General features: G+C 67.5%; 18 protein-coding genes and 1 pseudogene. 10 read left to right on the forward strand and 9 right to left on the reverse strand.

All coding sequences use genetic code 11. From position 1 onward, the window contains the following. The first annotated feature begins 575 nt into the window (after window positions 1-575). From ABZW18_RS10410 to ABZW18_RS10425, 4 genes are read left to right on the forward strand one after another with little or no spacing between them, the layout of a single operon-like run. A complete protein-coding gene (locus tag ABZW18_RS10410; RefSeq protein WP_356184880.1) occupies window positions 576-2,843 on the forward strand; it encodes a nitrate- and nitrite sensing domain-containing protein in 2,268 nt (755 codons plus the stop codon). Continuing rightward, the gene (locus ABZW18_RS10415; protein WP_356184883.1) at window positions 2,840-3,244 is read left to right on the forward strand and encodes a roadblock/LC7 domain-containing protein; all 405 of its coding nucleotides are present in this window, start codon (window positions 2,840-2,842) and stop codon (window positions 3,242-3,244) included. Before ABZW18_RS10410 ends, ABZW18_RS10415 begins: the two co-directional genes overlap by 4 nt. After that, complete coding sequence (locus ABZW18_RS10420; RefSeq protein ID WP_356184884.1) at window positions 3,244-3,609, forward strand: DUF742 domain-containing protein; 366 nt, start codon at window positions 3,244-3,246, stop codon at window positions 3,607-3,609. Before ABZW18_RS10415 ends, ABZW18_RS10420 begins: the two co-directional genes overlap by 1 nt. Next, window positions 3,596-4,186, forward strand: coding sequence for an ATP/GTP-binding protein (locus ABZW18_RS10425; RefSeq protein ID WP_356184886.1), 591 nt, complete (start codon window positions 3,596-3,598; stop codon window positions 4,184-4,186). The genes ABZW18_RS10420 and ABZW18_RS10425 overlap by 14 nt, the downstream gene beginning before the upstream one ends. A 566-nt stretch (window positions 4,187-4,752) precedes the next feature. Here the strand turns inward: ABZW18_RS10425 and ABZW18_RS10430 are convergent. Next, window positions 4,753-5,580, reverse strand: coding sequence for an IPT/TIG domain-containing protein (locus ABZW18_RS10430; protein ID WP_356184888.1), 828 nt, complete (start codon window positions 5,578-5,580; stop codon window positions 4,753-4,755). Window positions 5,581-6,357: 777 nt separating this feature from the next. On the opposite strand from ABZW18_RS10430, the gene ABZW18_RS10435 reads away from it, so the two are divergent. Next, window positions 6,358-6,966 carry a hypothetical protein gene (locus ABZW18_RS10435; RefSeq protein ID WP_356184891.1) on the forward strand — a complete coding sequence of 203 codons (609 nt, stop codon included), beginning with the start codon at window positions 6,358-6,360 and terminating at the stop codon, window positions 6,964-6,966. Here ABZW18_RS10435 and ABZW18_RS10440 read toward each other — a convergent pair. Then, window positions 6,923-7,213 carry a hypothetical protein gene (locus tag ABZW18_RS10440; RefSeq protein WP_356184893.1) on the reverse strand — a complete coding sequence of 97 codons (291 nt, stop codon included), beginning with the start codon at window positions 7,211-7,213 and terminating at the stop codon, window positions 6,923-6,925. The two genes, ABZW18_RS10435 and ABZW18_RS10440, sit on opposite strands and share 44 nt — an antisense overlap. A 100-nt stretch (window positions 7,214-7,313) precedes the next feature. On the opposite strand from ABZW18_RS10440, the gene ABZW18_RS10445 reads away from it, so the two are divergent. After that, window positions 7,314-7,730 (forward strand): VOC family protein, encoded by a 417-nt coding sequence (locus ABZW18_RS10445; RefSeq protein ID WP_356184896.1) that lies wholly within the window; start codon window positions 7,314-7,316, stop codon window positions 7,728-7,730. Window positions 7,731-8,433: 703 nt separating this feature from the next. Beyond that, window positions 8,434-8,775, forward strand: a complete 342-nt coding sequence (locus ABZW18_RS10450; protein WP_356184898.1) for a LysM peptidoglycan-binding domain-containing protein — start codon at window positions 8,434-8,436, stop codon at window positions 8,773-8,775. A gap of 106 nt (window positions 8,776-8,881) precedes the next feature. Here the strand turns inward: ABZW18_RS10450 and ABZW18_RS10455 are convergent, their stop codons facing one another. The 3 genes from ABZW18_RS10455 to ABZW18_RS10465 form a co-directional block, all read right to left on the reverse strand. Continuing rightward, window positions 8,882-9,160 (reverse strand): peptidoglycan-binding domain-containing protein, encoded by a 279-nt coding sequence (locus ABZW18_RS10455; RefSeq protein WP_356184901.1) that lies wholly within the window; start codon window positions 9,158-9,160, stop codon window positions 8,882-8,884. A gap of 223 nt (window positions 9,161-9,383) precedes the next feature. Beyond that, on the reverse strand, window positions 9,384-10,481 hold the full coding sequence (locus tag ABZW18_RS10460; RefSeq protein WP_356184904.1) for a hypothetical protein: 1,098 nt from the start codon (window positions 10,479-10,481) through the stop codon (window positions 9,384-9,386). Window positions 10,482-10,595: 114 nt separating this feature from the next. Further along, entirely contained in the window at window positions 10,596-11,450 is an 855-nt protein-coding gene (locus tag ABZW18_RS10465; RefSeq protein ID WP_356184907.1) for a caspase family protein, read from the reverse strand. A gap of 1,861 nt (window positions 11,451-13,311) precedes the next feature. Here ABZW18_RS10465 and ABZW18_RS10470 point away from each other — a divergent pair. After that, a complete protein-coding gene (locus tag ABZW18_RS10470) occupies window positions 13,312-14,784 on the forward strand; it encodes a VCBS repeat-containing protein (protein ID WP_356184910.1) in 1,473 nt (490 codons plus the stop codon). Window positions 14,785-14,966: 182 nt separating this feature from the next. Here the strand turns inward: ABZW18_RS10470 and ABZW18_RS10475 are convergent. Next, window positions 14,967-15,130 (reverse strand): annotated as a pseudogene (locus ABZW18_RS10475) (IS5/IS1182 family transposase); the annotation flags it as partial. A gap of 201 nt (window positions 15,131-15,331) precedes the next feature. Here ABZW18_RS10475 and ABZW18_RS10480 point away from each other — a divergent pair. Together ABZW18_RS10480 and ABZW18_RS10485 are read left to right on the forward strand one after the other, a co-directional pair. Beyond that, window positions 15,332-17,242, forward strand: coding sequence for a propionyl-CoA synthetase (locus ABZW18_RS10480; protein ID WP_356184913.1), 1,911 nt, complete (start codon window positions 15,332-15,334; stop codon window positions 17,240-17,242). A 160-nt stretch (window positions 17,243-17,402) separates the two neighbouring features. Continuing rightward, a complete protein-coding gene (locus ABZW18_RS10485) occupies window positions 17,403-18,059 on the forward strand; it encodes a TetR/AcrR family transcriptional regulator (protein WP_356184916.1) in 657 nt (218 codons plus the stop codon). 59 nt (window positions 18,060-18,118) lie between these two features. Here the strand turns inward: ABZW18_RS10485 and ABZW18_RS10490 are convergent, their stop codons facing one another. The 3 genes from ABZW18_RS10490 to ABZW18_RS10500 form a co-directional block, all read right to left on the reverse strand. Next, on the reverse strand, window positions 18,119-18,382 hold the full coding sequence (locus ABZW18_RS10490; protein ID WP_356184918.1) for a hypothetical protein: 264 nt from the start codon (window positions 18,380-18,382) through the stop codon (window positions 18,119-18,121). Between the two features lie 1,302 nt (window positions 18,383-19,684). Further along, on the reverse strand, window positions 19,685-21,334 hold the full coding sequence (locus ABZW18_RS10495) for a carboxylesterase family protein (RefSeq protein ID WP_356184921.1): 1,650 nt from the start codon (window positions 21,332-21,334) through the stop codon (window positions 19,685-19,687). Between the two features lie 113 nt (window positions 21,335-21,447). Further along, window positions 21,448-21,834 (reverse strand): choice-of-anchor Q domain-containing protein, encoded by a 387-nt coding sequence (locus ABZW18_RS10500; protein ID WP_356184924.1) that lies wholly within the window; start codon window positions 21,832-21,834, stop codon window positions 21,448-21,450. Window positions 21,835-22,188: the final 354 nt, after the last annotated feature.

The raw sequence follows: 22,188 nt of genomic DNA on the forward strand, positions 1-22,188 counted from the left end.
CAAGGAGGCAGGAAGGCACACCATTCCCGAACCGAAGGACCAGCGCGCCCACCGACGCCGGCGCGGCTGCGCCGGAGGCCGCCGGCCCGCTTCGACGCGGTCGGTACAAGAAACGCACCGTCGTCGAGCGCGGGGCTCACCCAGCAGGAAAGGGGAGAGCAGGTCATGACCGAATTGGACCGGCGTAACGGTGTCAGGGATCCGAGATGCGGACCGGGTGACGTTGCTCACCGTACCCGCCCGCCGGAGAGGGCGAGGCTGCCGGAACACCCCTGAGTCCCTGCCGACACCGCCTCCTACCTGGGCACTTCGGGGCTCTCTGCACATCACCGTGAAGGCCGCTGCACCGCCTACCATGCATCGATCCACTGCGGCAACTTCCCCCTTTTTCGCCGTGGCTGGTTATGATCGGCGTCCTTCAGGTACCACCGCAGCCGGACCGACCATCCGCTCACCCAGACGGACGTCGGGCCCGGCTGTTGTTTTTTGTCCCGCCCCTCTGCCCACGAGGACTGATGACTCCCACCGAGCGCGTAGGCCTACCCGACCCCACGAGAAGTCGATGGCGGCGTGCCGTGCGGCTGCGGACTTTGCTCATCTGGCTGGCGGTGGTACCCACCGTGGCGATGGGTGGCCAGGTCCTCGTCACCGCGGATCGGTTGCTGGAGCAGTCCGAGAACCTGAGCGCCGATGTGGTGGCGGGCGAGCGGGCCGGGGTACCCCTGTACAAGCTCATGGTCGGGATGCAGGCCGAGCGCACGATGACGGCGGCGCGGTGGTCGGGCTTCCCCGTGTCCCGGGCCGACCTGCGCAGCCGGCGTGCGGCCACGGACCGCGCAGAAGCCGCGTTCCGTCGGTCGACCGGCCCCGGCCTGGCGGTGTCCGAGCGGGCGGACCGCTACCTCATCGAGGTGAAGAACGGCCTGGACGACCTTGACGCCCACCGCGAGCGCGCGGACGCACGCAGCGGCAGCGCGGACCGTACGATCGACTACTTCACCGGCGTGATCAGCCAAATGATCCGCGCCCACCACGAGTTCAGTCATATGGACGATGCTGAGCTCACGCGTGAGAGCCGGCCGGTGGTCGCCCTGTTCTCGGCGTCGGAGATGCTGGCGCGCGAAGACACGATCCTCGCGTCGGCCGGACCCTCCGAAGAGCTGACCTCCTCCAGATTCGCCGAATTCACCAACACCGTCGGTGCCCACAGATTCCTGTACGACACGTGGATCGTCCCCTATCTGCCCGATCAGGACAGGAGGTTCTACGAGCAGATCGCCGGCTCGGAGGCGTGGAAGACCAAGACCCGTATCGAAAACGCGGTCGTGTCCCACCACGAAGACATCGACTCCGGCGTAGCGCTGCCCCGGGAAGTCAGTGGCTGGCCTGCTGCGCAGGACAAGTTCGCCGGGCAACTGGACGACCTCAGCGCCGACCGGGCGCGGGGGGTGCTCGCGCAGGCCGACGCCAAGGCCGGACAGCTTCGGGCAGAGGTCGCCTGGCTGGTCGTGGGCAGCGCCGCCGCACTTCTGATCGTCATAGCCGTCGTCGTGTTCACCACCCGCACGGTGCTTCGCCGCATGGCCAGTCTGCACAGGCGCACGGTGACCATCGCCGAGGAAACGCTGCCGGACGCCGTGGCCCGGTTGCAGCGTGGGCAGACAGTCGACGACGACACACTGCCCGAACCCAGCGGGGATCAGGACGAGGTCGGACGTATCAGCGACGCCTTCGCCCGAGTCGTCGCCGTATCCGTCGACGGGCACCGGCAGCTCGCCGACGAGCGCCACGGCTTCGGCATGTTCGCCGCGGGCATCGCCTCACGTACCGGAAACCTGGTCAGCCGTCAGTTGAGCCTCACCGAAGACCTCCAGGACACCTTCGGCCACCACGAAGCGCTCCTCGCTCAGCTGATGAGATCCGACCAGCTGACGGTGGGCATGCGGCGGCAGGTGGAGAACCTGCTCATCCTGGCGGGCGGTGAGATCCCCGACCCGCACACCGAGCCCATGCGCATGGCCGACCTGCTGCGCGAGGCGGCCTCGGAAGTCGAGGAGTTCCGGCGGATCGAGAGGCACGCTCTGGACGAGATCAGCGTGGAGCCGCGCGTGATCAGCCAGATCAGCCACCTCCTTGCGGAACTGCTGGACAATGCCACTCGGTTCTCCCCGCCTAGGTCGAAGGTTGCCATCCGGTCAGAGCTCGTGACGGACGGACTGTCGGTGGAGATCGAGGACCGCGGTCCTCGGGTGGCCCCCGAGCGCTACGAGGAGATGAACGGGCGGCTGCACTCCGCCCCGCCGTACGCCGTCCTGGCGGAGAACGCCCACCGGCTCGGTCTTTTCGTGGTCGGCCACCTTGCCGACCAGCTCGACGCCAGAGTCACCCTGCGCCGCTCGACATTCGGCGGGACATCCGCTGTTGTGATCATTCCTGAGGAACACCTCGTGCAGACCGAGCGGAAACCGGCGCCCGAATCGGCACCGGCCGCCCCCGCACCGCAAGCAGCCCTCGACGAAAGCAGGCCCGAACTCATCCTGCACAAGCACTCCGCTCCGCCGGACGATTCCCTGCCCGTCCGGCCCGAGCCCGTCCGGCCCGATGTGCCGAGCCTACGGACGAGTGACACCGCGGTTCGGACCCCGGCACGCGACCGCTCCTCCCGGCCGACCCTCCCCGAGCGCGTCCCGCAGACCCACATCGCTGAGCAACTCCGCGAATCACGCGCACCAGAAGCAGCCGCCCGGGACAGCGCGACACCCGAAGAGGTGGCCGACGCCTGGACGGACTATGAGGACGGCACCCAGAACGTGGAAGCAGAGCTCCGACGGGAACAGCCATGACGACGACGCCGAACGACGCCATTTACAGCATCCTGGACAACAACCTGAGCAGGATTGCCGGCATCCAGGGAGCCGTGCTCCTCTCCAACGACGGGATCAAACTCAGCGCTTACCTGCTGGAACGGGACCAGGCGGAGCGGGTGGCCGCGGCGTCCTCCGGCATCGCGGCGACGATGAAGGCGATTTCCAGGGAGGTCGGCGGCGGCCGAGTGATCCGCCAACTCGTGGAGATGGACGACAGGTATCTCTGCATCGTCGGGTGCGGGGAGGGCAGCACGCTCATCGTCGTGACCTCACGCAAGGCACGACTCGGGGAGCTGGGCGGCGAGGCGGTGCGGGCCTCGCAGGCGCTCGGTGAGTGGCTGGGCACCCCCGGGCGCGCACGGGTGCCCAAGTCGTAATGCCGGGCGATGCGCAGCATGAACGGCACCGCCGAACGCGGCTGTATGCCCTGACCGATGGGCGTACAGCCGCCCCACGGACCGTCCTGACCATGGACACGATGATCACAGCGGCGGATGTCACGGAGGCCCACGGCAGCCTCTCCACGGAGTGGCAGGCCATCCTCGCCATGTGCCGGCCGCCGAACGGGCGGGCGGTCGCCGAGATCGCCGCCCGGATGCAGATGCGCCTCACCCCGATGACGGTCCTGCTCGGCGAGCTCGCGGACCGCGGGCTGATCCACCACCGGCCACCGCTGGAAACGGCCGAGACCTCCAATGTCCACCTGCTCATGAGAATCAGGGACAGCCTTGCCCGAATATGACACCGCTGCCCAGGACGAGTCGCCGGTCAAGATCCTGATCGCCGGGGGATTCGGCGTCGGCAAGACGACCCTGGTCGAAGCGATTTCCGAGATAGAGCCGCTGCGCACCGAGGAGCGGCTGACGACTGCGGGTATCGGCGTCGACGACCTCGACGGAATCGAGTCCAAGACGGCGACCACCGTCGCGATGGACTTCGGCCGTATCACCCTCGCCGATGCCGGAGTCGTCCTCTACTTGTTCGGCACACCGGGCCAGGAGCGATTCTGGTTCATGTGGGACGACCTGCTGAACGGGGCTCTCGGGGCGATCGTCCTGGTCGACACCCGGCGCCTGGACCGCAGCTTCGCGGCTGTGGACTTCTTCGAGAACCGCCGGCTGCCATTCGTCATCGGCGCGAATTGCTTCGACGGCGAGCAGCATTACACCGCTGAGGAGATCGGGGCGGCCCTTCACCTGAGTGACCCGAACACGCCCATCCTCATGCTCGACGCCCGCTCCCGTGACGACGTCCGAGGAGCCCTGCTCACGCTTTTGGACCTGCTCATCGACCGAGCGCAGAGCGGTACCCCCGTCTGACCAACACTTCCGACCAGACCAGGGAGGCAGACCGTCGAGGCGATGGGGCCGAACACCTCGCCCCTGGTCCGCAGTACGGCCAGATCCGCGATCGCCTCGCCGCCATCGGCGAGATCAGCCGGCAACCGTGTCCCGGCAGCCCGACCACCCCGTTCCGTCGGCGGATATGACGAGCTGGGGACGTGAACCGGCAGCCTGCACGCAGAAAGTGCCTTCCTCTGGTGACGACAGAACCCCTCGACAAGTTTCATCGTCCCAGCTCAGAAGGCACTTTCGCGTTTCCGCTCAATACCCGACCTCACGCCAAGTGAAACGGCGAGGTCAGGTCCCTTGCGTCAGAGAAGCGGGCAAGCTCCCCGGGTCGTCGTCGGGGAGCGGAAGAGATGACGTTGCGGCGTGCCGCACGTTGAGCGGGATGCCCGCGCAGCCGCGGTGTTTGCTACCGATCCCGTGCGCGACCGCTGGGGGAGGGCCGCCGCACATGGCACGCCGGTGGGAACGCACTCGGGGACGCTTGTGCGCCGTGACGAGCGGGTTCCCACCGCCTCTGGGGTGCTGCTACCTCATCAGACGTAGATGTACGGGAAGCTGTTGCTGGTCCCGTTGGGGGTGGTGACCGTCACCTGGACGGTTCCGACGCCGGCGGGGGCGATGGCGATGATGAGGCTGTCGGACACCACGGTGTAGCTGGTCGCCGGGTTGCCGCCGAAGTTCACCGACGTGGCTCCGGTGAATCCCGTGCCGGTGATGGTGACCAGGTTGCCGCCGGTGGAGGGGCCTGTGGGCGGGACCACGGCAGCGATGACCGGGGCGGGTGCCGTGATGTAGCTGTACGGGAAGCTGTTGCTGGTCCCGCTGGGGGTGGTGACCGTGACGGGGACGGTTCCGCTGCCGGCGGGGGCGACGGCGATGATGAGGTTGTTGGACACCACGGTGTAGCTGGTCGCCGGGTTGCCGCCGAAGTTCACCGACGTGGCTCCGGTGAATCCCGTGCCGGTGATGGTGACCAGGTTGCCGCCGGTGGAGGGGCCTGTGGGCGGGACCACGGCAGCGATGACCGGGGCGGGTGCCGTGATGTAGCTGTACGGGAAGCTGTTGCTGGTCCCGCTGGGGGTGGTGACCGTGACGGGGACGGTTCCGCTGCCGGCGGGGGCGACGGCGATGATGAGGTTGTTGCCCACCACGGTGTAGCTGGTCGCCGGGTTGCCGCCGAAGTTCACCGACGTGGCCCCGGTGAAACCGAGACCGAAGATCACTACCTGGTTTCCGCCTGCAGCCGGGCCGGTGGGAGGCAACACGGCGAAGATGATCGGAGCTGTGGGGAAGATCGCGAGGGATCCCGTACCACTGGCTCCGATGCTTGCGGCTAGCGACGACGTGAGTTCTGCTGACATGACACGTCCTTCTCTCGTGCTCGTCGAGTCCGGACCAGCCACTTGGAGTGCGGGCGGGCCGGCGACCTCGGTGCCCCGGACCGGCACCGCTGGCCTCATTCGGAAACGAGCGCGCCCTCACTTCAAGAACCGGTCGGATGCGCTCTCTTGGGTTAATTGAACCGAATTATTTGCCGGTTAGGAAGATGAATTTGAAGCACGTCATTTCATAAGGAGTGAATATGACTGTATGTAAATGAATCCGCTTCAACCCTTCGTGCGCCCACGCGGTATATTGCACTTCGTTTTTCAACTCCTCTTGTTCTAAAGGGAAGTTGGTGGAACGGGAAGAGCGGTTGCGAGGTCTTTCTCGTGACGGGCAACGGAGACGGGGCCCTCACCTGTCGGGGGCTATCGCCGTGGCGTACCGGGCGCGGCTCGACGGCCGCATGCGCCATGAGGGCGAGCGCACCGGCCCCGGAAAAGGGGCACGAAGTGCTTCCTCCCTCAAGGGTGTTGGGGGAACCGACGGAATGCGGCGCGTGGGTGACGGAATGCCCGGTGAGGGTTCAGCGTGCTGATCGGCCTTGCCGAGTCCGGCGACGTTCTTGTTGGGGCCAGTTCCCAGCCATGGCGGGTGAGAGAGCGCGGCGGGCTTCGTCGGTCACCTCGGCGGCAGCGCCCGGCTTGCGGACCCCGGCCAACCGAGCGGGATTTCCGAGCCGGTCCGGCATGGTGCCGGGCCGACGGCACGAGGTGACCGGATGCTGGCGGCCTCCGAGTCATGCGGGAGAGACCGTGGACGACCCCAGCCTTCAAGGAGCCGGGAAATCGGCAACCACCGGCGCGGGCCATGACACTCCCGGCCAGCCGGGGGTCATCGGCATTGCGCTCGCCGCCGTGCTCACAGCCGCGCTCGCACAGGGTTCCTGGCAATGGTTCGCCACATACGTCGGGGTGACGCTTCTTGCGCTGATCTTCACCTTTTACCGACTGCCGACATGGATGCCTGGCGCCCTATCTGCGTACATGCGGAATCTGACTGCGTACTCGCTGGTCGTCGGCCTGTGCGTAGCGATCACATTGGCCCCAGCGCTGCAGCGCTGGGCGTGGCTGTTCCCGATGCAAGGCACCCGCGGCGCGTGTCCTGAGCTGGGCAAGTACGAGGGCATCCACGCGGAGGCCGCACTGGCCAACCTGGCTGGTCGCGACCGTGCCGCCATGACTCACGCCCAGGAAATCCGGAGCCATGCCGCCGTTTCCGACTGCCTGGCAGCCACTACGACCCAGTGGCTGCCGGTCTACGCGGCCGGGGCGGCCGCACTGGTGGGCCTGGGCGCGTGGTCCCTTGACCGAGCTCGGGTCAGGAAAGAGGCGTCCGCGGCCAGCCGACCTCGCCAGGACTGAACGCGAGTACGAACATGACAGGACGGCGAGGAGCACCTGCCGGGCCGGTGTCCTGGGGGGTGGCGGCGTCACGGGCGTGCAGACGCTGGCGGTGCAGGTCGGCGAGGGAGGCTGTGGGCTGGGGTGCGGGGACGAGGTTCAGGGCGCTGAGGTGTTCGGCGCGGCGCCGACTCTCGTAGGCGGTGTGGCGCTGCTCGAGGGCAGGCGTGGTGGGGCGCAGCGGGGGCGGAGTGATCAAGATGTCCACGACAGGGCGACGTTCGACTGGCCGGGGAGTCGCCCCGATCGTGGAAGACACATCGTCTAATCTGCCAGAACTGACACCTCATCACGAAAGGTGATTTTTCGTGCCTTCTCGACTCAACCCATACATCAGCTTCGACGGCGACGCCCGGCAAGCTATGGAGTTTTACAAGGGGATCTTCGGCGGCACCCTGACGGTGAACACATTCGGTGACTTCGGCGCGAAGGAGGCCGGCGACGCCGCCGACAAGATCATGCACAGCATGCTCGAGACCGACAGCGGCTTCACGCTCATGGGGGCCGACACCCCGCCGGGGATGGAGCACAAGCCCGGGAACAACATCTCAGTGAGCGTGAGCGGAGAGGACGCCGACGAACTGCGCGGCTACTGGGACAAGCTCTCCCGCGACGGCACGGTCTCGGTCCCGCTGGAGAAGCAGATGTGGGGCGACGTCTTCGGCATGTGTACGGACCGCTTCGGCATCACCTGGCTGGTCAACATCAGCGAGCAGCAGGCCTGAACGGGCAGCGCCTTGATCAGGGCGGCCCGCATGGCCCGCCGATGACGCGACTCATCCCAACTCCGGAACGTCGTCGAGCGTCTCATCGCCGCCGGCCAGTGGCAGGCCGGGGACCCGGACATCGTCATCGGACGCCGGCTACGACGTCACCCGTTTGGCCGGGTCCTGCGCGACCTGCCCGTCGAGTGTTGGGCCGGGTCCGCCCCGACCGTGTCATGCGGCTGCCGAAACCGCCCAGGCTGCAAGGGACTAACGGCCGGCCACCCGCGATGCCACGGCCCTCTTATCCGAACCACCGTCTTGGCCGCACTGCGCGTTCCTCTGAAATCTTCGCTGAAAGAGCATCAACCAGACTTTGATTCAGCGAATTGAGGATCGGCACAGGCAGGAAAAGTGCAATTGCATCTGCACGTGCACCGCCCCGGGGGCGGCGGGCCTCACAGCGATGGCGCTCCCGCTCGCCGCTGCCGCAAGGCGGGTGACCGCCTCCATGCCACCATGGCCCGCCGGATCCAGGAATTACCATGCCGCGCCTGCGGCCATGGCAGTTGATCTCGCCCGGCTGCTTCATGGCGGCCTGGCGCGGTCGTCGCCCGCCAGGAGACCTTGCCCTCGCGCAGGGATCCGGTGCAGGTACCGGAGGGAGAGTGCGGACCCGCCGCTCCCCGAGCGCGGTGGAACGATTAGGTCTATCGTGTGAAATATGACGACACAAACGACGAACATCACGTACTACACGGTCAAGTCCGGTGACACGCTCACCGCCATTGCCGCCAGGTTCGGGACGACGGTCGACCAGCTCGTCAAGTGGAACAAGATTCCCAACCCTGACCTGATCAATGTCGGGCTGCGGCTGATCGTCGCTAAGGCGGACTCGCCTCACGAGACCTACTACACGGTCAAGTCCGGTGACACGCTCACCGCCATTGCCGCCAGGTTCGGGACGACGGTCGACCAGCTCGTCAAGTGGAACAAGATTCCCAACCCTGACCTCATCAAGGTCGGGCAGCGGCTGATCGTCGCAAAATCAGTGACGGCTGCCTGAGGCAGGATGCAAGTCCGGCCAAGGCGCCGGGGATGGCCGCTCAACCGTTCCCGCCGCGGTCCCGCAAACGGGATAGCGGCGGGATACGACATCCTCCATGGAGCACTTAGCAGACGTATTCCGTCGAGTTGGCCCAGTACGTGAGGAACGACCAGGTCTGGGCGCCGATGATGCCGTCGACGGTGATGTCCGCGCATTTCTGAAATCGCCTCGTCGCGGCATCGGTTACTGGCCCGAAGGATCCATCCTCGGCAAGTTTATCTCCGTCCATCGACAAGTTCAGGTAGCACTGAGCCTGTTTGACCGCTTCCCCTGACGAACCACGTTTGAGAGTCGGCCGAGCGCGGGTGTAATCGCAGGGTTGATTTTCTGTCGCGTTCGTCATCCTGGGACTCCTTCGGCTCTTTCTTGGTTCCCTCGTTGCGGTCACCCAAATGGCGGACATCGGCCCTGACGACCTGACCCGGTCCGTCGGTACCTGATGACACGACAGGTCATTGGGCCACGGTTCGAAAGGCATGCCGATTCACGCGCCCACGTGGCACACCCCCAGAGAATCACAGGGCCGGAACCCCCGCATTTCGGGCGCCCCTTCACGAACCCACCTGTCAGGTGGCGGGAACCTGTGGATCGCGAGCCGGCTTACTCTGTACGGCGTTCGGCCCTCCGACGGAGTTCAGAACTGCCTGAGCCTGGTTGTCGACGAATCTGGTGAAGAGTTGCTGGGCGTAGCCGAAAATGACAGCCCAGGCGATGATCTGGGCCGACGAGTCGAGGGATTGCAGTCCCGGGACGAACTCCCCACGCATGAGGAGGAGCCCGAGCACGGCGGTCAAGGCCCCGGTCGGAAGTTTCAGCAATGCCAGTGCCACAGGAACGTTGTAGGGCGTGGATGTGCCCCTGATCCGTCGCAGAGATGCTGCCGCGGCGACAGCGGCAGCCACGAGCCCGATGAACTCGACGACGGGGTAGTCCCACCGAGATGCCACCATTGCGTAGAGGTCATCGACATCGAGCCGGGAGACCTGGCTCCGATCAGACATTTCGCTCGCCGTGGGGCAGACGACTCCGATGCCCTCGGGCTGGAAGCACAACGGCACCGTCTTCGGCGACACAGCGCCGAAGACGCCGACCAGAAGGACGATGACCGTGAGGACCATGGACACCCCGTAGACGATCCGAGCGAAACTCCGGACCCGGAGACTCTCCCTGAGATGCGCTTGGCGGGCCACGGCCATCGCGTCGACGAGCACTTCGCGTTGCGCATCATCGAGAACTCCGCCCGCCCGGATGGACAGCGCGATCTGCTCAACCTGCACTCTCCGCTCGTCACTGACGGGGAGATGCTCCCGGACGTAAGCTACCAAGCCGGTCATCATGGCGCTGACTTTGTCCAAAGGGGACAGTCGCAGCATGAGGCTGTGCGCGACGTCGAAGTGTGCCTGCGCAACCGCCAGGTGCGCCGCGGGCAGACGCCGGGGGTGATCGTGGTGGAGCGCTTTCCTTGCTTCGTCCAATTCCTTGAACGCTTGCACCGCCAGCGCCTGCACCTCCGAGGGTGCCTGCACTTGCTCTTGCTCGGTCTTGGTTCGGAGAAGCGCTTCAAGTTCGCTGATGCGCGAGCAGAGGCCCTCTCTGAGCTCCCACAACCCCCTTTCGTACTTACTGGCCCTCCGACGCTCCCAGAATCCCCGTACATCTGCCATATGCAGACTATCGCCGGTTTCAATCCAAAGATCCACTACCAAGAGTAATGGGCTGGCGAGGGGGAATCGCCGGCCTCCATGGCCGCACTCCGAGTGGCCGGCTCGTCGGCGTGCTCAGATCGTGAAGGGGCGTTGCCGGGTGAAGGCCGTGTTAGGGGCGCCGGCCTGGTACAGGTTCGGGGTCTGGTCGGGGGGCATCTTCTTGAGGATCTCCCGGTGGAACTTGCGGTAGCTGCCTTCGAAGGAGCCGCGGCTCCAGACGTCGAGGAAGGTGCCGGTGAACAGCCCGTTGACGAGCCCGTCGGCGGAGGTCTGGTTGTCCTGGCAGCCGGAGATCAGCAGGACACTGGCGTCGATCTTGGCGAGGTCTTTGGCTGTGCGCGTCTTCTGGATCTCGTCGTAGACGGCGCGGTCGCGCTTGTAGACCTTGCTCTGTACGGGCAGGGGCATGACCCTGATCTGCTTCTCGACCTCGTCCGGCTTATCGGTGTTGAACCGCTTGCCGAGTTCATGCGAGCTGAGGATCTGAGGCAGGTCCCTGGCCACGGTGCCGCTGTGACAGCTGTCGGACAGCATCCAGATGCGGACGCCCTCGGCGAACTTGCCGAACAATTCGTACAGCTCGTCGTCGACCAGTTCCCGGTCGTACAGCACCCACGTCTCATCGAGGCGGTCGCCGGTCTCGTCGTGGTTGAGGTCAGGCACCTGGCCGCCGTGACCCGAGTAGGTGAGCATGAGGATATCGCCGCTGACCAGTTGCTGAGCGGCGGCGTTCAGGGCAGAGGTGACCGCGTCGGCTGTGGCGGCGGCGGTGAGCAGCGGTTCGGTGACGGTGAATCGCGCCTTCTCAGCGAGTTCAGCCATGTCGTTGGAGTCTTGCTCGCAGGCGTTGAGGTCGCCGCTCCAGCCGTCGTACTTCGACGGGTCGACCTGATTGAGTCCGATGTGGATCGAGAGGCCGGTTGCCATGCTGTCTCCTAGATGCGCGCGGGAGGTCCGTATGCGGCCGGGGGTGCAGGGGCAGAGCCCAGGGGCTGCATACGTGTCCCTTCACCTCGTCGGTGAGGCGTGCCGGGTGAGGCGTGCCGGGGACTGAGGGTGACCCCAGCCTCGAGGTTGATGCTGACGTGACGCTTCCGTCTCCCGCCTGTTCGGCAGGCCGAACCGCTCGCATGGAGTAGGAATCTACGCACGCCTGGGCTTCGGCCCGGCCGGCACCACCCTGCTGATCGCCAACCAGCCAGCCCGTGGTCAGTAAGGTCAGGGACTGGAAACGGAGCACCAGCCACGCTCTGCGCCCATTTGCCGGAAGCAGGACTCCTCTACCGGCGCTTCTGCGTCCTCACGTAAGACTCTCCCCCCGAGACGCCAGGAAGGGATGGCCTCACCAGCGTGTCGCCACCTCCTGCGCCAGGTCACTCGGAACGGGGCGTGCGCCCAGGGGTGAGCAGCCGGGCGTACAGGGGGCGGGCGCAGGTGGAGGTGAGGACTTCGAGCCGGCCTTCTCCGTCGGCGAGGCAGTGCGGGATGGAGCGGTGGTGCTGCCACTTCCAGTTGACCCACCAGGGTGGGACTCCGAGGCGTCGGCCCTGCGGTCTTTTGTGGGATCCGGTAGCCGGGCAGCTCCACACGTCACAGCCCGGAAGCGCGGAGGTGCCGCTTCGAAACTGGCGTAATGCTACATTCCCACGCAATCATTCTTGACTCTGTCCACCTTCTCCCAGAAGGCCACGAGCGCGAAGCTTTCTTGTTTCCATGCCTCCTGACAGTGAAGGCGGAGAGGCGATTCTGGGTCCTTGGCCGCGTCTGGATCGCTGCGTAAGGTGCGGGCGGCGTCAGCCGCAAGCTTTATTCTTCCGCACCATTCTCGGGCAGGCTGCTCTAGTTCCGGACGGCACCATCTCACGGCGAATGTGGCAGCGATGGTCGCTCTAATTGCTTCGTTGAATGATCGTTCCTCTTGTGTGCCATCCTGCTGGTCGCATATAACTCGTTCCAACTCCATGGCTGCATGCAGCGCAGCCATGCCTTTCGCATGGAAGGCGTCACAAGTATCCCGTATATCTTGCTCTAGCCGGGCTGCTTTCTGGGCTGCATACTCCTGAGCCACTTGAGCCCGCGTCGAACGGCCGGCGATCATTGCCCCAACAGCCGCTCCCGCAGCACCCGTTAAGCCTGCCGCGCTGGCGGCCCAGACCGTAGCAGCACCCTGATCCATGGTCATGAATCCTGCCGGTACGGCCGTGCTTTCCGCCATAGCCCTTACGGATAGGTGCCGGTCCATCACTTCGCCTGCTGCTCATCGGAGGTGGCTCAACGCCGGCTCCGGGTGAGGAGGCCCGGCCGAGACCGCGGATGCGGTTGCCTGCGTCGATGCTGACCCACCGCAGCACGCCGATTCCGTCGATGGGGCGGCCGAGGGTCGCCTTGCCGACCTGGCTGCTGTCGGTCTCGCGCAGGTGGAGTTTTCCACTCTGCCGGGTCGGCGTCCTTGGTGACGCCGTTGCTGTTTCAGTGGTCGGTGGTGACGAGATCCTCCAGGTGTCGGGCCGGTTCCGCGCTGGGCTGGGGGGTGTCACCCAGGCCAGCGCTCTGGGTGCCGGCCAGGTCCTCGGCTGCGCCGCCCCTTCGGTCTTCCGGCCGGCCGTCGCCGGACTCGCGCGGGCCCGGCCCGCTGATCCCGCCCCCACATTCCGTCACCTCACGAGCCGCGTTCGTCGGTTCCCCTGCTTGCCGCGCAGTCTTCAACTGCCTCGATCAAGATCCAGCCGCAATCCGGCCTTGCCCCGGCCGTTACGGGTTCGTGAGCCGTGTCTCGCAGGATGGTTCCATGCGCCATCACCCCCGCCGCCTTGTCGCCGCCGTGATCTGTCTCTGCGTGACCACCCCGCTGTTCACGGCCTGCTCGGCCGACGGCAGGAAGGCGGCACCACCGTGCCATTCCCCCTCGAACGGGAAGGCGACACCACCGTCCCATTCCCCCTCGAAGCGGAACGACGGCCCGGTCAACCGGGACGACGTCAATGGTGACGGGCACGCCGACGTGGTCGTCAACGGCTGGTACAACGTGCTCGCGAACCCTGGGGTGGAGTGGCGGCGCAACCGTTTCGTCGCCCTCTCCGCGCCCGGCGGGCCGGAACCGTGCGCGGCATTCCGCCTCGCGGAGCGCTTGCCCAAGCTTGACCAAAGGATCAGCAGCGGGCCGATCGGGCACGACCGGTCGACTCAGTTCACCGGAGATCTGGATGACGACGGCTACGCCGATGTCATGGCAGGCGATGTGATATTCGATGATTCCAGCGGGAAGGACACGCCCGAGCAGCGCATCGTTTGGGGTGGCCCCGATGGCCCCAGTGGTGTCACCAAGCTGACCCCCGACATCCGCCAGGCCACCGCCACCGGGGACTTCGACGGCGATGGCGCCCTCGACCTGCTGACCCTCGCGCAGCCCTCCTTCAGCGAGTCCGCCGACGGGCCGCAGCCGGGCACCGTCCTGTACGGCCCGCTCAGCCGCGAGGGCGGGGCGCCTCGCACCACCTCGACCACCGATGTGGGCTTCAGGGGCTGGGTGTCGGTGGCCCACACGGTCGTCGGCGACTTCGACGGCGACGGCCGGGACGACCTGGTGACGAAGGGCGAGTACGACGAGGAGGACGCGCGCCTCGAGGAGGGCCTGCCGGAAGACGTCACCGACGCCACCTTCTACCGGGGAACGGCCGGAGGGCTGAAGCCTGCCGGGTCCGTACCCGGCATCACGAGCACGGCCGGCTCCATCCCTGTCGCCGCAGGGGACTTCGACGGCGATGGCAAGCAGGACATCCTCGCCAGCGGCCAGGGCGACGATCGGGCCGTTGCCGTCTACGGCAGCAGCGACGGCCCTGGCCGGGGCAAGGCCCGCGCCGGCGGACTCGGGAAGCTGAAGGCGGGCCTCGATGTCGCGGTCGGCGACATCAACGGCGACGGCCACGACGACATAGCAACCTCGTCCCGTGGCGACGACGGCCAGGTGGTGGTGGTGCTTGGCGGCAAGGACGGGCTCAGCGCGGCCCGTACCGTCACGATCGACCGGTCTGCGATCGGCCTGGGCGGTTCCCCCCGGCGCTCGGGGGGCCAGGACTCCTTCGGCTGGGACCTGTACCTCGCCGACCTCGACACCGATGGCCTTGACGAGCTGCTCATCGGCACGTTCGGCTTCAGCAAGCCCCGCACGGACACCGGCTACTGGATTCTGCGTGGGACGGAGGACGGCCCGTCGAAGACGGACCGCCGCTTCGTCAAGACCAAGGACTTCGGCAGGAGCTGACTACTCCCGTGTCCCCACGCGGATGACGGACCTGCGCCCGAAGACCAGCACACCGCGTGCCGGCGGGCGGGCGCATCACAGGGAAGACGCAGCGGGCCCCCGGTGATCTGCCATGACGTCCCCCAGGGCACTGCCGGTGCGGGGAGGCGTGGTGTGTAACGACCTGAGTTGTGTCTCTTCGATCAGGAGCGGAGCCAGATGACGAGTGTGGCTGCGGTGATAGTGCCCAAGTACATGTAGCCGCGCTTGTCGTCCGGGTAGCGACAGCCCTGAACTGCTTGAGCCTGTTCACCGCTCGCTCGACGGTGTTGCGCTTCTTGTACCGCGCTGGGTCGAAGTGCGGGGGCGACCCGAACCAGCCTGTCGCATCCGGGCGATCACAGCGCCTCGAAAGTCCAGAGAATACGTACGGACGACGGGATCGTCGCCGTGCAGCGACTTGGTGCCCCTCGAGGCCGTTGTGCTCTACTCGGCATCTCGGCATCACCACTGTCCCGCCGAGCGCAAGACGCCTGTCCTTCCCGCGGATCTGAGAGGGAGTACCCCCATGGCACTCAGCAGGCCACCGAAGCGAACCAGCTACGCGGCCGCCCACCGCCGCAGCCTGGAAGACCCGGAGGGGTTCTGGCTGGAGGCCGCCCGCGCCATCGACTGGACCGTCTCGCCGTCGGCGGCGCTGGAGGACCGCCGGGCGCCGCTGTACCGCTGGTTCCCCGGTGGAGAGCTGAACACCTGCCACAACGCGCTGGACCGGCACGTCGATGCCGGGTACGGAGACCGCCTCGCGCTCGTGCACGACAGCCCCGTAACCGATACCCGGACCCGCTTCACCTACCGCGAGTTGCGCGATGAGGTCGCCCGCTTCGCGGGTGTGCTCTCAGGGCTGGGGGTGACCAAGGGCGACCGCGTCGTCGTGTACCTGCCGATGATTCCCGAAGCGGTGATCGCGATACTGGCGTGCGCCCGCATCGGAGCGGTCCACTCCGTGGTCTTCGGTGGTTTTGCCACGCGCGAGCTGGCTGTCCGGATCGGCGATGCCCAGCCGAAGATCGTCATCTCCGCCTCCTGCGGCATCGAAGCGGGCCGCACCGTGCCGTACAAACCCCTCCTGGACGCCGCACTCGCCCAGGCCGACCACCAGCCCGAGCACTGTGTGATCCACCAGCGACCGCAGTACACGGCCGAGATGACCGCACCCCGCGACCTGGACTGGACCGATGCCATGGCCGCCGCTGAACCGGTGCCGTGCGTGCCGGTGGCCGCCACCGACCCGCTGTACATCCTCTACACCTCAGGCACCACCGGCCGCCCCAAGGGCGTGGTGCGCGACAACGGGGGCCACGCTGTCGCGTTGCGCTGGTCGATGGAGAACGTCTTCGACACCCACCCCGGTGAGGTCTTCTGGGCCGCCTCCGACGTCGGCTGGGTGGTCGGCCACTCCTACATCGTCTACGCACCCCTGCTGACCGGCTGCACCACTGTGCTGTACGAGGGCAAGCCCGTCGGCACCCCCGACGCCGGAGCATTCTGGCGGGTCATCGCGGAGCACCGGGTGACGACCCTGTTCACCGCACCGACCGCGATCCGGGCGGTGCGGCAGAAGGACCCGGGCGGCGAGCTGTTCGCCAAGCACGACACCGGCTCGCTGCGGTACCTGTTTCTGGCGGGTGAGCGCCTGGACCCGGAGACCTACCACTGGTCAGCCGACCTGCTGGGCGTCCCGGTCGTCGACAACTGGTGGCAGACCGAGACCGGATGGCCGATCGTCGCCAACCCCATGGGCCTGGAGCCACACCCCACCAAGCCGGGCTCGCCGACCCTGCCGGTATCCGGCTACGACGTGCGCATCCTCGACGAGGCGGGCCGCGAAGTCCCGAACGGTACGGAGGGGACGGTGGCCATCCGCCTGCCGCTGCCGCCCGGCACCCTGACCACGCTGTGGGGCGACGACGAGCGGTACATCCGCTCCTACCTGTCCGCGTACGACGGCTACTACCTCACCGGCGACGGCGGTCACCGGGACGAGGACGGCTACGTCTACATCATGGGCCGTACCGACGACGTACTCAACGTCGCTGGACACCGCCTTTCCAGCGGTGCGATGGAAGAGGTCCTCGCTGCCCACCCGGATGTCGTCGAATGCGCCGTTATCGGCGTGGCGGACGACCTCAAGGGCCAGGTACCGCGCGCCTTCGTGGTCCTGAAAGAGGGCACCGACGGCAACGTGGCCCGGGTCCGCACGGAACTGGTCGCTCACGTGCGCGACACCATCGGCCCGGTCGCCGCACTGCGCCGGATCGACGTGGTTGCGGCGTTGCCCAAGACCCGTTCCGGCAAGATCCTGCGCCGCACCATGCGCGACATCGCTGACGGAGGGGACCCTGAACTGCCCGCCACCATCGAGGATTCCTCAGTGATCGACGCCCTTCGGCCCCTGCTGCGCAACGGCGAAGCCTGACCGCACCGCATCCGCGCCCGTCACGGCTGGGGACCAGGCCGTTCGGCCCGACCGAAGCATCACCGCGTTCAACCGGTCCCTCGGGGTGATGTGGGCGTCTGCGAGAAGCGAAGTGCCGGTCCTTCCTCGTGGCCTCTGATGCTCCTCTAGAGTCGGCCGTATGACGAAGGCACCGGCCCAAGACCGCGGCATGCGGTCCCGTGACGCGATTCTCGGCGCCGCCGGCGAGCTGATGTCGCAGCACGGTTACGCCGCCACGTCCATTTCGATGATCTCCGCCGCATGCGGCCTCCCCGCCAGCGCCATCTACTGGCACTTCGGCAGCAAGGACGGGATCTACGTCGCAGTGCTCGAACACGCCAGAGTCGTCCTGCTGGCGGCCCTGCCCTCGGTCGAGGTACCGGGCACTGACGTCACGCAGCGGCTGGACAACTTTCTCCAGGCAGTCGGAGACGGGTTCCAGCGCCACCCGCACGGTTTGAAGCTGCTGCTCGGACTGGGCATGTTGCAGCAGGGCGCCAGTGCCGCGGCCGTGGCCGAGGTGCACCACTACCGCAACGCCCTGGTGACATGGGCCCAGGACTCCCTGACCGTCGTTTTCGACCTGCGCGACCGACCAGAGGTGTCAGGCGAGCTCGCCCGCTTCACCCTCAGGACGGCGAGTGGAACCGCCGTCGCCTGCTGGTTCGAACCGGCCACCACCCTGGAGATCGAGCCACTGCGCGTCGCGTTGCTGGCCTTGGCGGCCCACCACGGCGTTCCCGTGGGAAAGGCATCCGCAGCCGGCCCGCGTCACGGACGGGCCGCGAACCCGTAAATGGGCGCCCCTGCACGCCGTGCGTGCGTGGGTGGGTCAGGGGTGGGTCAGGAAAGCGTTCAGGAGAACGGGATGACCACCCGGTATTTGCCGCCGGGGGACTGCTGGGGTGGCTCGTGGGCGCGTTCGACGGTGACGTGCCCCACCTGGTGGGCGGTGAGCAGCCCGGCGATCCCGGCTCGCACCGAGCTCCACACCCTGTGCGGATCCGCGCCGGTGGTCGGCCGTATCCGTACCCGCACGGTGGTGGGTGTCGTCTGCACGATCTGGAACAAGTCGATATCAGGGATGCACTCGATGACGGTCTCGAAGGCCATCGGCACGATGTGGACGGTCTCACCCTCTGAGCCGGGAAGGACAGCAGGTCCGCGGCACGGCCACGCACCTTGATCGCGGGCAGCGGGTCTCCGCACGGGCACGGATCCGGACGCCGCAGGACGCTGTCGCCCAGGTCGTAGCGGAGGATCGGCTGCGCCCACCGGCACAGGCTGGTCAGCAGAACGGTGGAGGACTGCTGTCCGGGTGCGGTGGGGCGGAGGTCCGCATCGACCGGCTCAAGGATCAGCCAGTCGCTGTGGGTGTGCAGCCATCCCTGCGGGCAGCTGTAACCCAGTGCCAGGCTCTCGTTGCAGCCGTACGTGTTGACGACGTGCGCCCCGAACGCCGAGCGGATGCGTCGATGTTCACTGTCGCTGAGGCCCTCGGCCACCAGCGATACCACGGCCGGGGCTATGCGCAGACGACCGGCCAGCTGCTCCCCGGCGAGCAGCGCGATCACGGTGGCGTAGCCGTCCAGGTGCACGGGACGGTACTCGTTGAGCCGGTCCACCAGCTCGGGCAGGGGGCTGTGCACCGAGTAGACCCTGCTGCCCCGGGCGTGCCAACGGCCGGCCGTACGCAGCCGGGTGATGACCGCGTACGCCGCCAGATGGCCGCCGGTGGCGATGACGTGAGCCGACCGCATCCGGTGGGCGAGCATGCCCGCCAGCCGAGCGGGGGTGAGCGCTCGCGAGGCGGCACGCAGCGACAGGGCCCTGACCACCGCCGCCGCTCGATCGTCGAGCAGAAAGACTCCGCGGTGTCCGGTGGTACCGGAGGTGGTGGAGACCAGGTATTTGTCGAGAAAACGGTCGCCGATCCGCTCGGGGTCATCGACGAAGGCCCGTACCCGGTCGATGGTCGCCTCCGGGTCGGTGACCCAGTCGTTGAAGCGCGCCATCAGCGTCTGCTTGTCCGTCACCGGGAGCAGCGTCGGGTCCTCGACATGTGCCGGAACGCTCCGGTAGAGCTCGCGGTAGTACGGGGAGTGAGCGCGGGCGAAGGCGACCATCGCGGCCAGACGTTCCCGCTGTCGGCTCGCCAAGGCATCCGGACCATGCCGGCACGCCCGGCGCCCGTCCCGGACCAGTGTGAACGTTGACGTCATCAAGCCCCTTCCGTCATCGTCGCCGCGCCTGCTTACAGCCGGACGGATCACGGCTGTTCCGAAATCGGTGGTCTGCGGGGGCAAGGTCAGCTCGGGCCAGGGCGGCGGCCTCACCGTACGGGGCGAGGCGGCCGAGGACGCCCGCCCGCCGGAGCGGGCGGGCGTCCTCGGCGTAACCCATGGAGCAGCGAGCAGCCCCTCAGGAGGTGCCGGACGACTGCCAGAACGGGCAGCGGTGGTCGGCCGCGAAACCCGTGGTGGGAGCGGTCCGGTCCGGGGCCAGCACCTGGATGCGGTCGTGGTCGGCGGTGTAGCGGGGCCAGGTGGGGGCGCCCGGCCCGTTGGGGTTGCCGGTGGCGGCGAATCTGGCCCAGTAGCCGACCATCGTCGCGGACAGCCGCCGCTGCGCGGGAGTCAGCAGTGGCAGGGCGTCCATCGGGAACAGATAGGCCAGTTCCGCGGCGTGAAAGGCGCCCTGCGGGGTGTGCGGCGCCGGCATGAACGGCGGTGCCTGGGGATCGTCGAACTCATAGGCGTAGACGGGTGCCCGGCCGCTGTACAGGCGGCTGTCCGCCCTGGCCGGGCAGGCGAACCGCTGGTCGGTGCCGACGGCGGAATAGGCCAGGTTGGGGGAGGTATACGCGGAGGCCGGGTATGCGTCGAGGACGGCGGCCGCCCCTTCAGGATGCTGCAGCCTGATCAAGTCGGCGTACTTCTGCGGTGTGAGCGGTCCGCCGCCGAGCAGGTCCACGTACAGCGCTGTGAAGTACCGGTACTCGTCGTGGGTGCTGCCGCTCAGCGTCGGGACCGCGTTCACCCGCCCCGTAGCCCACGCCTCGTGCGGCGGGACCGGAAGGATGCGCGGCCCGGTGTTCGCTGCCCACAGGGATGCGGCCCCGGGGGCGCCTCGGATGAGCTCGGCGGGGGGTACGGCGCGCAGGCAGGCCGGGGCGGTCGACGGGTCGGTGCAGCCGACCGATGCCGCGAAGCTCTGCCCCTTCTTCTCGGCCGCGGCCAGGGTGAGCGGGGGGAGAGCGCCGTTCGATACGCAGCTGCCGCTCTGCTGGACGGCCCGGTGGAACAGGCCTTTCGCGGTCGGCGAGGTGATGTGGAGGCAGGTGCCGACGGACCCGGCGGACTGGCCACCGAGGGTGACCTTGTTCCGGTCTCCGCCGAACGCGCCGATGTTGCGCTGTACCCAGCGCAGCGCGGCCTGCTGGTCCATCAGGCCGTAGTCACCCGAGGCATGGTCCGCGTTCTCGGCTGACAGGGCGGGGTGGGCGAGGAACCCCAGTGCTCCGAGGCGGTAGTTGACCGTGACGACGAGTACGCCCCGTGCTGCCAGCGCCGCGCCGTTGTAGTCGCTTCCGGCGCCGTAGGCGTTGCCGCCGCCGTGCAGCCACACCACCACCGGCAGGTCCCTGCCGGTGGTGCGGGCCGGGGTCCACACATTGAGGTACAGGCAGTCCTCCGACGTACTACCGGTCCGGTTGGAGTCACCGGGCAGGACGGGTCCGCCGTCCGGAAGCAGCGTCAGTGGTAACTGGGCACAGGGACTGGCCGGTTCGGTGGCGTCCCGTACGCCGGACCACGGTGCGGCCGGCTGGGGCGGGCGCCAGCGCAGCGCCCCGGTCGGGGAGGCGGCGAAAGGAACGCCCTGGAAGACCCGGCCGCCATCGGCACCGGCCGCGCCGCGCACCGAGCCTTGTGCGGTGCGGACGACCAGCGGGTCGTGGCCGGAGCCGGCGGAGGCTGCCGGGGCTGCCGGGGCTGCCGTGATCGACAACAGCAGGGCCGCGACGGCGGTCGCGGCACGGATCGCGGTATGACGCACGCTGCGGGATCTCATCGGTCTCCTTCTGCTTGAATCTGCTTTCCTCTGCTTCGTGCTGTCTCTTCGGTGGCGGGAGCACCGCATGGGCGGACGGTTCCTGATGCCCCGCCGCAGCCGGGTTGCCGGTGTCACTGCGTGTGCTTGTAGGCGCCGACGTCGCAGGCGGTGCCCTGGGGACGGGTGACACCGCGCCGGTCGGCAGCGGGGCGGCGGGGGCGGCCAAGCTCGCCGCCATGGCGGGTACGACGGCGGCGAGTGCCGCTGGGGTGGTTCGGTCCCTCATCTGGTGAACTCCTGTCCGCGAAGGAATGCCGACTCGAGCTCGGCCGACGAGATCGGCCGGGTATCGCGACCTGCTGCATCGGTCCGAGGCTGAGTTGAGCTGCGGCGTGATCCGAGGAGATGGGAAGCGCGGACGACCATGACCGCCGCAGCCGAGCGCGGGCGAAGAACCCTTCCGCACATGCGGAACGCTGCACTCGGCGACAATCGCAGCTCTGTAGCGAGCGTTCCATCCAGAGTGGTTGCTGTCTACAGAACTGACAGGGAATCAATGGGCAGACGTCCTATGGACCCCCTCGGACGAGCGAACGCGATGCGTAGCGATACGAACGGCAAGTCAGTGCTGCCGCGCACGCAGACGTGGCGCAGCGGACCGGTCCCCGGCGGCGGAATACGCAGCCGCCGGTGTCGTACGAGGTGGGCAGGATCGGCAGTTCACGGATGGTTCCGGCGGTCGGCCCCACTTTGTTCGTCGCCCTGAAACGGGACTCCTGGCCTCCGGGTCCGGCATGATGGTTGCCCCCTGTCGATCAGATGACCTGGGGGGTGGTGTCACCGGACCCGGGGCACCGTTTGACCACCCAAGG

Source organism: Streptomyces sp. NPDC004647, assembly GCF_040609575.1.
Lineage (GTDB): Bacteria > Actinomycetota > Actinomycetes > Streptomycetales > Streptomycetaceae > Streptomyces.

Excerpts from the sequence above, each read along its gene's own strand:
- ABZW18_RS10415 (WP_356184883.1), top strand. The coding sequence starts at position 2,840 with ATGACGACGACGCCGAACGACGCCATTTACAGCATCCTGGACAACAAC.
- ABZW18_RS10420 (WP_356184884.1), top strand. The coding sequence starts at position 3,244 with ATGCCGGGCGATGCGCAGCATGAACGGCACCGCCGAACGCGGCTGTAT.
- ABZW18_RS10430 (WP_356184888.1), bottom strand. The coding sequence starts at position 5,580 with ATGTCAGCAGAACTCACGTCGTCGCTAGCCGCAAGCATCGGAGCCAGT.
- ABZW18_RS10450 (WP_356184898.1), top strand. The coding sequence starts at position 8,434 with ATGACGACACAAACGACGAACATCACGTACTACACGGTCAAGTCCGGT.
- ABZW18_RS10455 (WP_356184901.1), bottom strand. The coding sequence starts at position 9,160 with ATGACGAACGCGACAGAAAATCAACCCTGCGATTACACCCGCGCTCGG.
- ABZW18_RS10460 (WP_356184904.1), bottom strand. The coding sequence starts at position 10,481 with ATGGCAGATGTACGGGGATTCTGGGAGCGTCGGAGGGCCAGTAAGTAC.
- ABZW18_RS10465 (WP_356184907.1), bottom strand. The coding sequence starts at position 11,450 with ATGGCAACCGGCCTCTCGATCCACATCGGACTCAATCAGGTCGACCCG.
- ABZW18_RS10470 (WP_356184910.1), top strand. The coding sequence starts at position 13,312 with ATGCGCCATCACCCCCGCCGCCTTGTCGCCGCCGTGATCTGTCTCTGC.
- ABZW18_RS10480 (WP_356184913.1), top strand. The coding sequence starts at position 15,332 with ATGGCACTCAGCAGGCCACCGAAGCGAACCAGCTACGCGGCCGCCCAC.
- ABZW18_RS10485 (WP_356184916.1), top strand. The coding sequence starts at position 17,403 with ATGACGAAGGCACCGGCCCAAGACCGCGGCATGCGGTCCCGTGACGCG.
- ABZW18_RS10495 (WP_356184921.1), bottom strand. The coding sequence starts at position 21,334 with ATGAGATCCCGCAGCGTGCGTCATACCGCGATCCGTGCCGCGACCGCC.
- ABZW18_RS10500 (WP_356184924.1), bottom strand. The coding sequence starts at position 21,834 with ATGGAACGCTCGCTACAGAGCTGCGATTGTCGCCGAGTGCAGCGTTCC.